Annotated in this window: 13 protein-coding genes; 10 read left to right on the top strand and 3 right to left on the bottom strand. The window is 36.6% G+C overall.

Annotation, left to right across the window (positions count from 1 at the left end; translation table 11 throughout):
• The first annotated feature begins 104 nt into the window (after positions 1-104).
• The 3 genes from ET33_RS29615 to ET33_RS29605 all read left to right on the top strand — a co-directional run bounded on the left by ET33_RS29615 (position 105) and on the right by ET33_RS29605 (position 1,663).
• Complete coding sequence (locus ET33_RS29615; RefSeq protein ID WP_036690916.1) at positions 105-347, top strand: DUF4321 domain-containing protein; 243 nt, start codon at positions 105-107, stop codon at positions 345-347.
• 62 nt (positions 348-409) lie between these two features.
• Complete coding sequence (locus ET33_RS29610) at positions 410-1,048, top strand: Maf family protein (protein ID WP_051775801.1); 639 nt, start codon at positions 410-412, stop codon at positions 1,046-1,048.
• Positions 1,049-1,081: 33 nt separating this feature from the next.
• Positions 1,082-1,663: a Maf family protein gene (locus ET33_RS29605; RefSeq protein WP_036690607.1), complete on the top strand. Its 582-nt coding sequence runs from the start codon at positions 1,082-1,084 to the stop codon at positions 1,661-1,663.
• 267 nt (positions 1,664-1,930) lie between these two features.
• Here the strand turns inward: ET33_RS29605 and ET33_RS29600 are convergent, their stop codons facing one another.
• Entirely contained in the window at positions 1,931-2,431 is a 501-nt protein-coding gene (locus tag ET33_RS29600; protein WP_036690605.1) for a hypothetical protein, read from the bottom strand.
• Between the two features lie 74 nt (positions 2,432-2,505).
• The gene (locus tag ET33_RS29595) at positions 2,506-3,228 is read right to left on the bottom strand and encodes a hypothetical protein (RefSeq protein ID WP_036690603.1); all 723 of its coding nucleotides are present in this window, start codon (positions 3,226-3,228) and stop codon (positions 2,506-2,508) included.
• A gap of 310 nt (positions 3,229-3,538) precedes the next feature.
• Between ET33_RS29595 and ET33_RS29590 the strand changes: the two genes are divergently transcribed.
• From ET33_RS29590 to ET33_RS29575, 5 genes are all read left to right on the top strand, one after another.
• Positions 3,539-4,726, top strand: coding sequence for a helix-turn-helix domain-containing protein (locus ET33_RS29590; RefSeq protein WP_051775799.1), 1,188 nt, complete (start codon positions 3,539-3,541; stop codon positions 4,724-4,726).
• A gap of 105 nt (positions 4,727-4,831) precedes the next feature.
• On the top strand, positions 4,832-4,969 hold the full coding sequence (locus tag ET33_RS39060) for a hypothetical protein (RefSeq protein ID WP_157999750.1): 138 nt from the start codon (positions 4,832-4,834) through the stop codon (positions 4,967-4,969).
• A 152-nt stretch (positions 4,970-5,121) separates the two neighbouring features.
• Positions 5,122-5,334 carry a Spo0E family sporulation regulatory protein-aspartic acid phosphatase gene (locus ET33_RS29585; RefSeq protein WP_036690600.1) on the top strand — a complete coding sequence of 71 codons (213 nt, stop codon included), beginning with the start codon at positions 5,122-5,124 and terminating at the stop codon, positions 5,332-5,334.
• Positions 5,335-5,360: 26 nt separating this feature from the next.
• Positions 5,361-5,813 (top strand): hypothetical protein, encoded by a 453-nt coding sequence (locus ET33_RS29580; protein ID WP_036690597.1) that lies wholly within the window; start codon positions 5,361-5,363, stop codon positions 5,811-5,813.
• Positions 5,814-6,284: 471 nt separating this feature from the next.
• On the top strand, positions 6,285-6,692 hold the full coding sequence (locus ET33_RS29575) for a hypothetical protein (protein ID WP_036690595.1): 408 nt from the start codon (positions 6,285-6,287) through the stop codon (positions 6,690-6,692).
• 406 nt (positions 6,693-7,098) lie between these two features.
• On the opposite strand, the gene ET33_RS38655 is transcribed toward ET33_RS29575, so the two are convergent.
• Entirely contained in the window at positions 7,099-8,304 is a 1,206-nt protein-coding gene (locus ET33_RS38655) for a hypothetical protein (RefSeq protein WP_051775797.1), read from the bottom strand.
• 1,012 nt (positions 8,305-9,316) lie between these two features.
• On the opposite strand from ET33_RS38655, the gene ET33_RS29555 reads away from it, so the two are divergent.
• Together ET33_RS29555 and ET33_RS29545 are read left to right on the top strand one after the other, a co-directional pair.
• Positions 9,317-10,171: a tyrosine-type recombinase/integrase gene (locus ET33_RS29555; protein ID WP_036690589.1), complete on the top strand. Its 855-nt coding sequence runs from the start codon at positions 9,317-9,319 to the stop codon at positions 10,169-10,171.
• A 594-nt stretch (positions 10,172-10,765) separates the two neighbouring features.
• Positions 10,766-12,157 (top strand): TOTE conflict system archaeo-eukaryotic primase domain-containing protein, encoded by a 1,392-nt coding sequence (locus tag ET33_RS29545; protein ID WP_152570724.1) that lies wholly within the window; start codon positions 10,766-10,768, stop codon positions 12,155-12,157.
• Positions 12,158-12,234 lie beyond the last annotated feature (77 nt).

Genomic DNA, 12,234 nt, shown 5'->3' with positions numbered 1-12,234 from the left:
TTTCTTATAAAAGTCCGCTTGTTCCTTCGCGAGTTATGGTATAATGACGTGTGGCATTTTCGAAGCGGCCGATTGCATTTTTTACGAAAGAGGTATCCTATATTTTGAAAAAGAATACGCTCACGTTCATCCTCATGCTGCTGCTCGGGCTCGTCGCCGGAACGCTCATCGGCCAACTGCTGTTGCCGTATACGGGCTTGTCCTTTCTGACCAAATCCGTGGAGCTGACCTGGCAGCCCAAAGCCGATTTGCTGGTCATCCGTTACGATCTGAATCTGCATATTCGGCTGAATCTGATCAGCATCGCCGGGCTTGCGGCAGGCCTTTGGCTGTACCGCAAACTTTAGGACCGAAGCGGACGGAGACGGCAAAGACACACTTTACAAAATTCGAAACGAGGGACCGGTTTATGACGCTCACGACATCCAAAACCTTAATACTGGCTTCATCTTCTCCGCGCCGCCAGGAGCTGATCCGCTTCCTTCAGCTGCCATTCGTCGTCCAAGCCAGCGATGCGGACGAAACGACGGACCCCGGCCTGACGCCTTCGCAAATCGTGGAAGAGTTATCCAGGCGCAAGGCGTTGGCCGTACTTTCGCGTTTGAAGGCGGACGATTCCATGCTGGAGGACGGTGTCGTTATCGGATCGGATACCATTGTCGTATGGCATGGCGAAGTGCTCGGCAAGCCGCAGGACGAAGCGGACGCCTTCCGGATGCTGAGCGCGCTTCAGGGCACGGAGCACGAAGTATACAGCGGGATAGCCTGTATCGAGCTGATGGACAACGCCCCGAACGGCGAAGCCGGAGGCACCGAAGTTTCGGTTACACGGCTTCCGGGGGCAGTTTATGCAAAATCGGCCGACCGGCTTACGGGAAGCTGCCGGATGACCGTTGGGCACAGCGTGACCAAAGTCGGCATGAAGCCGCTCACGGACGAGCAAATTCGGAATTACATCCGAACGGGGGAGCCGATGGATAAAGCCGGGGCTTACGGAAGCACAATGTATCTTCGAAAGAGTATTACTGGTTATCGATTGGCTTGCTAAAATTAAGCAAATAGATAAAAGTGGAGGCTCCGAATGAAAACGTTAGTGCTCGCATCATCTTCACCTAGACGACAAGAGTTAATCCAAATGTTAGGACTTCCATTTGAAATTGTTACAAATGATGTTGACGAGACAGTTTCAAATGATTTATCTCCAAAACAAATTGTTGAAGAATTATCGCTTAGAAAAGCAAAAGCATCCACTGCAAGGATTACAGATAGTCATTTGATTGTAATAGGTTCTGACACTATTGTTGTGTATTCAGAAGAGGTATTGGGAAAACCGAAGGATCAAGAAGACGCTTTTAGAATGTTAAAACTGATTGAAGGAAAGACCCATCAAGTCTATACGGGTATAACTTGTATTGATGTTGGAGAGTCTAGAGTAATTACAAGATCAAGAGTGACAGATGTTCGCATGAAAGCATTGTCAGATGAACAAATACGCGCCTATATTGCTACTGGTGAGCCAATGGATAAAGCAGGTGCGTATGCGGTTCAGGGGATTGGTTCCACAATTGTTGAGTCAATCAATGGTGACCATTTTAATGTCGTTGGAATGTCATTGAGCTTACTGTCTGAAATGCTCGAAGAGTTGAATGTCAAAGTGTTATAAGCACCAATAAAAAAGAGAGGCCGCGAAGCCTCTCTAAATTCATTCCTACAACTCGTTTTTCACTAATTACCTCAAACCACTCCACATTTACCTTATAGGCCGTTAGGGGCAATTCTGAGGCGTCTGCGATGTGTATGAAGAAAAAGAAATTCTAAAGATGTAACTAGGACAAGCTGTGTTTTTGGGAATAATAAAGCTATATTTGCCTGTAAGACTCTCTTTAGAAATCAAAACCCCTCACGGATTAACTCCATGAGGGGACGCGAGTTATTTTCCCGAGTTCGCTGCAGCTAGAAACTCCACCACATGCTTGTCAACAAAATGTTGTTGCTCTTTGGATATCGGATTCTCATTTGAAGAAATTAAAGTTACTTTTATGAGTAAATTCTTAAATCCCAGAATGTCGGTATTATATTTGGATACGTTTGGATTAGATACGGTTGTTTTGGAACTAACATCAGAATAGAACAAGTTGTTCCCAATAATTTTATCCAAATAAATGAAATCGATATATACAATAGTACCATCGTCACTTTTTTTGAATACAATACGGGCTTGCGTAGATTCGGTTGTCTGTTCACCAGTTTTCGTCATAAATTCCCTTTTGTTAAAAGAAACTTGAGGGTCAATTTGAATTAAGTATGGTGTAACCGTATTATCCTCCGTTTTCTGGTAACCTTTTAAGTCAAGATTAGTTGCCATATCTTTATACAGAGATAAGTATTGATCGTAGGATAGCGGGGTCTCGTTGTTTGTCGTAGGTTTCACATCGTTACATCCAGTTAAGAAGAGAAAAACGAGCAATGTAATAATTGATGTGATAACCTTATCTACGCTATTTCTTACCACTGTGTAAAGAAGTAATTTACATCGTTTTCCCCAACGGTCCATGCATCGCCCCATTGTCTATACTCCCCAGCGTATACTCCGCCTTCTTTTGTGTCGAACATATGGTAAAGGGCAGTCCCCCCTGAATAAACACCGCTGTGAAATGCAGTAATCTCGCCTTGTTTCCATGGAGATACTGTATTTTCTGCTGCTGCTGTGGAACTTGCCGATTGCTGTCTTTGTTTGGATACTTCGAAACCGATACTAGCTTTCGCTTTGGCTAATAAGGCGGTGCCAAATTCACCTTCAAAACCAACTTTCCCTGTGAAAGTCCACGTTGAGACAGCACTTTGTTGTTGTGTATAGGTTAATTTCATGGGGTTCGGACTGTTATTCTGCCCATATGCTGAGCCGATGGGGAAATGTTTTCGATCATGTTGGGTTGCGGATTGATCATAGCCTTTAAATACGTATACAAATCGACCGTCACTCCAATCTTGAGTTGAAATCTCTCCAGAATCTTCATAAGAACGGGACCAATCAACCTTGTTTCCGTTTTTATCAATTAAATAACTCTTGAATGGAACCCCGGGGCTTTCCATTGGCTTCCAGTCAACATGCTGTGGCTTATCACTCCATGAAACTTTTAGTTGAGATTGTTCAGTTGCAAAGGCAGATAGTGGAACAGCTACAGCCATAGAAAGAGCAAGAACCGATGTTACCATTTTCTTTTTCATATTGGAAAATACCTCCTAAATAAATTTTGAACAATTGGCTGCCGCCTTGATTGCTCGAACATAATTTATCATAATAACACAGAATATGGGATAGGTACTGATGTCTATTTTTATTCCGTTAATTTCTTCAAATTTCCAAAGTGGTTACAGTGATTACCAATTAACAGTTAAGTCTTGTAGAAGTTTATCGAATAGTTGTGTTTTGTGTAAGAATTATGGAGATTTTGTAAGAATCAATAAATTGTAAGCTAGAGCATACTTTGCTATAATTAACCAGTGTAAAATTTTAGTTAAAGGGAAGGTATGTATTATGGTGGATATATTAAATCAGAATAAAACCATCTCAGATATCATCTTCCAACTTAGAAAAGAGAAAAACTTAACATATGCAGAACTTGAGGAACTTACAGGGGTTAGTAGCGCGACTCTTCATAAAATTGAATCGGGAGTCACAAAACATCCAGAGTTAAAGACAGTGAAAACCTTAGCTCACGCCTTGCCGACACATTACGAAGAGATTATCAGGGCTTATATAGAAGAAGAAGGAGGAATAGAAACTTTATTTGAAATATTGCAAGACATTACCTCGGAGAAAAATGTTACTCTCATACCCATTGTAGCAACGAGGTTACTACAATCATCCCAAAAGAAAACGGAAGAATCACTACAGCGATTGGTTGGTTTTACAGAAACATTAGACGATGGCACATTAAGAGCGTTACTTTATACGGTAATTATTAAATATTCCAGAGAACGCGGATTGCCTAGTTTTGTAGGGAAAGGCATCTTTAAAAAGTATTTGATAAATCGAAGCAACTTGTCTTTGCTGGAAGAGACATTTAGAGAAGGTGAAGAGGCCCTTCATTATACTGATTTTTTGTCTCAAGAAGAGAAGTGTTTGTATTATTACCGCATGGCACTTCACGCTTATGCATTAAAAAAATATGCTAAATGTATCGAATTGGGGAAATGGGGCCATGCCGTAGATGTTACACATAGTAAACTCAAGGAGCAGGTTGCTTTAGCAATTTGTAATTCATTTTGGCATCAAAGCAATTATAAAGCGCTGGAGGAACATATCCAACTCTATGAGAAGTTGAATTATCAAATTATCATAGATCGATTGAAAATGTTTCATGCCATGATTTTGGCCCGGACTAATAGATATGTAGAATCCCTCCCATTATTACGGGAATGTTTGGATGAAGTGCAGGGGGATCAACGTCTACCTCGATTGAATTTACTGTTAGAGGTATTGTTACAAATTAATGATGATGTTTCCATTGAGAAACTAATTAGCTCGGATGAGGAACAATTATTCCCTTATGAGAATGCTACACCATATCAATATTCAGAGATCGGCAAATATTATAAGTTTAAAGGTGCATTTTTTATTGAACAGGGCCAAGCTAATCAAGCAATAGAGACATATCTTCAAAGTCGTCAAATATTACGGAAAAATAGGCGCTTATCAAGATATCGTGGAACTTTCTCATGACATTATTTCCTCTTTGAGTTTTGGTAAAAATATACTGAACTTTGGGCTTCTAGAAGAGGCAAAAAAGGTATATAATGGAATCATTAACAAAGGGGAGGCTTAATTATGAGAAGATTTATCATGTCCATTGCAGCATTCTCAATAATAATGACGTGCTCATTGATCATCGCAAATCATGATATTATTTTGAATGATTCCGGTAATTACAAACCAGTGGCCTATGTTGATGATCCGGGATTTTAAAATAAATTAATTGGAAAAGTATTGACACAAAACAGGCGAGAAAATGCCTGTTTTTTGTTTTATTTCTTTGAAATTTAATTGATCCTTTTAAAAGAAATAAATAATACACTTATGACAGTTCCTAAATTAAGTTTGGAAAGGGGAATTATTCCATGGGTGTATTAGTATCCAGAAAGGAGGATTTTGCCCGAGATGATATCAGCGACGAAGCATTGCAGAACGTTATGGAAAACATCCTGAATCAAATGGAGGAGGCGGTACAACAAGGCGAAAGCTTAACGAGTGAATATGTGGTCCAATTGAGTCAACAATTAGATATATACGTTTTAATTGCTCAAATTCGAAAAATGCGGTGTGTGAGCTAGAAATCGTTATTGTTTGAGGTGTGCTTATGCAAGAGGGCAGAGTAACCGGAATTGTTAGGGTGATAGACGAATTAGGGAGAATTGTGATCCCCACCGAGTTTAGGCGTGTGTTGAATCTTCATCCCCATGTCCAAACGGAATATTTCGGTGATGACGAGAGAAAGGCGATTATGGTTTATAGATATCAAACAAAAGAATGTTTGTTTTGCTCAAGTGAGAAACAAACCGTTTACTTTAAAAAATTTTATGTTTGCATAACCTGTATTCAAAGTCTTCCGGTGCTTCAAGTCTATATCGAAGGAATAGAACGTGAACGAGTTAAAGAGACACAAGAAATAAAGGTTTCTAAAAGAAGAAAAAAAGCATTGGGTCGTTTGCATAAAGCAATGAAGGAAAACCCTGAAGCTTCACAAAAAGAGCTAGCCCAAATCTTAGGATTTTCAGAAGCATGGGTTAGTAAGTTGCTTAGGAATATGTAAATTCTTTGTTATCATCTTGAACCACGGGAAATTTTCCACATGTTATTATAGTTTTGAAATTGTAGGGGGGACGAATTTTCATCCTCCTTTTAAATTTGAATATGAAGTTACTTGAAATCCATTTTTGTTGAAAGGTTCGACCGCTTCGAATATGGCATAAAACACATATTTCATGGGTATCTGGATGGGATGCAGAAACAAGAGTAAGTATCATGCGATTCATACCCGACGCTTATCTTAATGGATTGAAGACGAGCAAATAGGGGGAAACGATTTGTACAAGGCTTGGCAAGAGGATCGGCAATAGATTGTATGTGAAAACTGTTGTCTAATAATAAAGTCGTTTAATTTAAGAATTAAGTTGTTTAAAATTGGCCAGATCGTTGAACAAACGGAATCGGACAGAATAATTGAACAAAATGTGGAACAAATTGAATAAATTAAACGTTGTTATATTATGGGGGGGGGAGGATGTTGACGAAGATAATTATTTCGTTTTTAATCACTTTATTGATGCTTACGGGATGTAATCAATCGAAAGTAATCAATTCTGAAAATTCAATAACTGAGTCTACTCATAATCCGATAGCACGGGAAATTATCGCTCAAAATCCGAATGCAGACATTTTTCAATACAAAGGAGTTATTTACAACAATGCAAGTAATATTGAATGGGTACAACAAGAAAAGTTAACAGTTGGAGAGAAGGTTGGAATGATTACAAAGCAATATAAAGATGGTCTTAATTTTGAAGACGAAATGGCGACGAAACTTCCTGTTGAAGTAGAAATTTTTGAGCCGATTAAGAAAAGTGGACCAGTTTTAATAGTCAAACTAAATGGTAAGGAAATTAGATATTTGGGATTAATCGAGGGTTAAATCTTTGCATGGCGTTCCGTTAACGGGTACGATAATTCAATGCTTTTTTAAGCAACTTTATTATCGGACAACAAAAACGAGACAAGGTAATTGGATTAATCTTATATTGTTAATCGAGGAGCGCTTATAAAGTGCTTCTTTTTTTGTAGAAAAAAGGGATACGGTAAATAACGTACCCCAAAAAAATTGAATTACGGTATTTTGAAATAAAGAATACAAAATACTACAACCAAATTCAGAATAATGATCATTGTACTAGAAAATTTGTTGCGAATAACCTTAGAGAATAAAAACAATAATCCAAAGTACAGAATCATTACTATACCGTTAATTATTTTACTACTCATCATGAGAAACAACACAATTACGCTCAAAAGAAAGATGTAAAAAAATGATTTGTAGTTCATCACCGATATTCCTTCCAATAACGAACTTGAATTGGTAGATACCCATTTGTATCAATAATCATATTTTCAATCTTTCCTGTTTCCTTATTCGTTCTATAAATCATTGTTTTAGTTACCTCTGAATCTGGAGCACTACCTAACAAGTTGTCTGTTAATACTGCTCCAGTACCTCCCGAACCCAATATTACATACCATGCCTTACCCATTGTCAGATAACTACCCGCATAGAAGCCAGCCAACGCTTTAGCAGTTTTACCATGCCATTCTTCTGTCATTGTAGGCTTATGAACTTGCACATCATAAGTATAGTTTGAATCTTTCAGAAAATAAACCGTACCATTTTTGGAAGTTGCGATTGTTTCAACAATTCCTTCATCAGATGCAATATCGTGGTAAGTCAGAACTTCGTCATCCTTGCCTAATAAATTTCCTCCAATGAAAACTGGCCCTTGTAACCCCGAATCTGTCATTTGTTTTTGTAAAATATTTTCGTATTCTGTTCTAAGTTCTCCTATCTTTTTGCTAGCATCTGCCATTTCATTTGAGTTACCACTTTTTTTAGCTTTTGCTAAAGCAATTTTTTGATCGTTGATTCTTTTGTTATACTCCCATGTTAATTGATCTTTGCCATTTTCTTGTGGCGCATTTTTTAGAGGTGTAAGCTGAGCAGATAGAGGTTTCTTCTCTGCCCCCCAAAATGCTATTTTCGGAGTGTCTTTCTGTGTTGTAACACGACTCTCTTTTTCTCTTATGGAACGTTGTTGAATGCTCTCTACAGAACCAAACTGAATGTAATCCAATTGATCCCGCTTCTGTCTTACAACAAGTTCGAACTCTAATACTCCTCTCAGGCCATTAACCTGTTCATTATACGAATGAACGTAAGCATGTGTAAAATTGACCTCTCGAATCGTCTTCTCGTGTCTCACGATTTGTACGGTAACGCTTCGATAATAATCATTGTCCGGTCTATACTCAGTGAGTGCCCATGCATACAGCGTATTGGAGTTATCCATTTCCGGCTCTACAGGAGGAAGTAGTCGAAGCGGGATTTCACCTCGTATTTGGATCGAATGTATCACGTTATAAGCTTTGGCTAAAAAATCTGCTGGACTTGTGTTGATATAACTGTAACCAACGATTTGTCCATCGCCAAACTCAATCGGCTGACCCGATTCTCGTTCAACCTTCAATAAAATGCTCATTATTGCAAATCTCCCTTTTGCACTACCTTTTTTTATGCTTATTTTATATATCGGATTATTCATTTGAAATTTTTGTTAATTTTATAACATATTAAAACATATTTGTCGATGCATCACAGAATTGCTTTTGAAAGAAATCATTCAAATCTGTATGGTATAATATGGAAGAAATTGCGGGTGGTGGGGTTATTGGTGTTCTACAAGAAAGCGACATTTTGGTTCTCAGTAATAAGCATTTTAATTTGCTTGAATAACTATTGGGGAAACGATGATAAACACATTCTCCTTATCGGATTAAATCCAGTACTCAATTCTATTGTATATACTGAACCATTCCGACACTGGATTTTGGATTTTGAAAGTGCAAAATTAGCTACCGACAGTGCAACTATTAGAATTTTGTTTCCTGCCTATATCATCCATTTTGCTTCTTTCTTTTTAATAGGATTGCTTATTGATTTACTTATTCGAAGGAAGAGTCGAAAAGATAAGAGTTAAGTAATTATAGTTTCACACTGTAACATTTTACTTAATTAAAGTATTTCACCCATCAAGTCCTGTTAATATACGATTGCGATATCACTTAAAAAGTAGGTATTTTGCGTAGTTTACATTTTATAATAAACTAATAAAAAGTAAGTAAATAACTAAATTTTAAACCCTTCACTATGCAGGAGTCCCCATAAAATTAAGCTAAAAATACATCGTATATGCTATCGTGGAACCCTTATAAAATAAGGATTTTTTCATGCTAAAGTAAGTCCAATTTTCATTCAATAAACATGTTTCACTAGATGAAACCAATAAAAATAAAGGTTAAACGATATCGTATATCGATTACTGTTCTTGTATTCCCGCTTCAGCTTAAAACCGCAGTAAAAAAATAATGCCACATAATATCAATTATGTTGCAAATTGAATGGTAAAATGGTAAGATTTATATATGAAATGCAACATAATTTATCATTTATCCTAAAAATTCAATGCAACATAATTTATAGGAGTGGTAACCATGATCCAGCAGTTTGAGCAGTATCTATTGGAGCAGGATAAAAGCACAAATACAATCAAGAGTTACATACAACATGTGAACGGATTTATGAAATGGTTCAATGAAAGTAAAGGAGTTTCATTTCAAAAATTACACAGGGAGAACGTGAAGGATTACATAAGTTATTTGAAAACAATTAAGAATGATAGCCCTACTACTATAAACGCAAAAATTAGTGGTTTAATAAAATTTAATGATTTTCTTATTGACAAGGGAATACAAAACGAAGCTGCTGTTACTAAGAAAGATAATGTTAAGATTCAGAAACAATATGCTTCACTTGCTACGGTTGAATTAAAAGATGTTGAAAAGTTTAGGCAACTCATTCTAGAAAACGAGAGCAAAAGAAATTATGCGATAATTACACTGTTGGCTTATTGTGGGCTAAGAATAAGTGAAACCTTAAATATAGATATGAAAGATTTCAATTTAGTATCGAGGGAATTGATTGTATCAGAAGGCAAGGGGAAAAAGACGAGAACTGTTTTCATGAGTGATAAAGTGAAAACAGTATTGCAGGGTTGGATTAAGGAGCGTGAAGAGAAAGGAATAGCGAACGCTTATTTATTTGTAAGTAATCGAGGAGGGAGAGTGGATAGAACAGTTATCAATAAGTTATTTAATAAGTATTCACAGCAAATTGGAAAAGAAATAACCCCACATGATTTAAGGCACTTTTTCTGTAGCCATGCCATCGAAATTGGGATGACAGTTCATGAAGTTGCTAACCAAGCAGGACACAGTAACATTCACACAACGTTGCTGTACACAAATCCAAACAAGAACACGCTTATTAACAAGATGAATATGTTATAAATAACATAATAAACCCACTAAATTAATTAGTGGGTATTTGTGTATCTTTGACCAAATATGACCACCCGGGGATGATTTACATTTTTTTACTTGAGGGCGGATTCGAAAAAAGGGGATAGCTGATCGGGAAACACGGACAAGTTAAAAAAAGCTATATAAAAAGAGGGATTTTTGAATATTTATTTTTAAAATTACACTTTACATTTATAAATTATATTGTTATAATTAAATATTTTGAAAAAAAAGATTGACTTTGATTGATAGATTTTGATATATTAATAAAACAGAAAGGAGGAAACACAAATAAGACCAATAAATGGCCTCGAAGTTTAAAAATATTCAAAATGCTGGATCAAAACAAAACTAAGAAAATGAATTTCTCACTTGGCAACATTTTATCACTGCTTTTAAATAGTGTCAACAAAAATTCGGACCAAAATACAAAAAAGGAGAAATAAATGAATAGAAAATCAACTACATACATCGCAAAATCGCAAAAGCTTGCTGAAAAATTAATGATCATTGATGGGAAAAAACAATAACATTCTTATAACTAAATTCATTGACTTATACTTGATCCAGCGTGGACATTACTTGATTCAGAGAGAATATGGACATCGGGAATACACTCAAGGGAAAAGAAGCAAGAATACGGGAAAAAAATATCCTCCTTTGTTAGATGGCATGCTGAATGATCACTTTCAAGGAAAATGTACCGTTGGGACATTTAGTGGTGAAATGCATACTAAATTCATCACGTTTGACATTGATTATTCCGGAAACTTGGAAATGTCGAAACAAGTAACGAATCGAATCAGCGAAAAATTGAGTAGATTGCACATACCCGAACATTATATAAGCTTTAGCGGAAAAAAGGGTTATCACATAGATATTTTTTTCGACGATTTAATCCAAGTAAAACAGGCGAAAAAGTTTCATAAATACATATGCGAAATTTTAAATTTAAACATAAAAAATGTAGAGTTTAGGCCAACAAACAAACAAGGCATAAAATTGCCGCTTGGGATTCATCAAGAAACAGGGAACTATTGTGGCTTTTGCTATCCTGAAAGTTTACGAGTCATGAGCAAGGAAGAAAGCGAAAACTACTTTTTAAGAATAAAGAAAATTCAATCTGAGAGTGTTTTAGATTTAATAGGTTCTACAACCATTGATGATGATTACATACCCAAAAAGAAAGATATTCTCAAGACAGAGGATGCAATAAGTAATCATATCCCATTGAAAGATTATGAATCATCAAAAGGTTACAGCATTGACAGGGCACAAGATTTATTTTTGAATGGTTTAAAGTTCCAAGGGAGTCGTCACAGTTCAGTATTTCAAATAGCTTTGTATCTAAAATATTGCGGTATGGATGCAGAGCAAGCTAAAACTGAATTGTATACTTGGATGGAATGGCAAGATAAAACTACATACACGACTAATTTGCCTGACTGCTACAAGGATATTGACCAAGTTGTAAAAGATGTTTTTTCGAACGACAAGTACCATTTGTCAGGTCACAAGAAAAATTTATCGGTTTCATTGGATGAAATAAATTGGATTATAAAAATGTGCAAAGAAAAGAATCAAAAATTAATTACATACGCATTATTAATTCACTCGAAACGGTATGCAACCATGAACGGAATCTTTTTCTTTCCTATTAGAAAAATCATGGAAGCAACGGGGCTAGCTTCTGACACAGTTCAAAAACAACTTAAAAAATTAGAAGGATTAAAAGTGCTAGAGGTTGTTGAACGAGACAGGAGGCCAAAGGGGAAAGGGTTATCCAGAAAGTTGCCGAACCTGTACCGTATGCCGAAAATTGAATCTAAGATTAACGACGAGGAAGTATATACAACCGAAAAGATGAACGATATTGATCTTTGCTTGAAGTTTTATTTTTCAAGTAAGGACTTAAAGGAGAAGTTAACGAAGAGACAATATAAAAGTATTGTGGAAAGATTTGTTGCTGGATAGAGGTCATGAATAACCAATGACCCCCCAGTGACCCCCTGTAAAAAACAAAAATAAATCTATTAGTACCAGTTTCGTAC

The sequence above is a fragment of the Paenibacillus tyrphae genome (genome assembly GCF_000722545.1).
Taxonomy (GTDB): domain Bacteria; phylum Bacillota; class Bacilli; order Paenibacillales; family NBRC-103111; genus Paenibacillus_G; species Paenibacillus_G tyrfis.
The sequence above is the reverse complement of the archived record's forward strand: the minus strand, read 5'-3'. Positions and strand labels throughout refer to the sequence as shown.

Coding starts and splice junctions, on each gene's coding strand:
- ET33_RS39060 (WP_157999750.1), top strand. CDS start 4,832: ATGAGAAGATTTATCATGTCCATTGCAGCATTCTCAATAATAATGACG.
- ET33_RS29610 (WP_051775801.1), top strand. CDS start 410: ATGACGCTCACGACATCCAAAACCTTAATACTGGCTTCATCTTCTCCG.
- ET33_RS29575 (WP_036690595.1), top strand. CDS start 6,285: ATGTTGACGAAGATAATTATTTCGTTTTTAATCACTTTATTGATGCTT.
- ET33_RS38655 (WP_051775797.1), bottom strand. CDS start 8,304: ATGAGCATTTTATTGAAGGTTGAACGAGAATCGGGTCAGCCGATTGAG.
- ET33_RS29590 (WP_051775799.1), top strand. CDS start 3,539: ATGGTGGATATATTAAATCAGAATAAAACCATCTCAGATATCATCTTC.
- ET33_RS29555 (WP_036690589.1), top strand. CDS start 9,317: ATGATCCAGCAGTTTGAGCAGTATCTATTGGAGCAGGATAAAAGCACA.
- ET33_RS29605 (WP_036690607.1), top strand. CDS start 1,082: ATGAAAACGTTAGTGCTCGCATCATCTTCACCTAGACGACAAGAGTTA.
- ET33_RS29580 (WP_036690597.1), top strand. CDS start 5,361: ATGCAAGAGGGCAGAGTAACCGGAATTGTTAGGGTGATAGACGAATTA.
- ET33_RS29585 (WP_036690600.1), top strand. CDS start 5,122: ATGGGTGTATTAGTATCCAGAAAGGAGGATTTTGCCCGAGATGATATC.
- ET33_RS29595 (WP_036690603.1), bottom strand. CDS start 3,228: ATGAAAAAGAAAATGGTAACATCGGTTCTTGCTCTTTCTATGGCTGTA.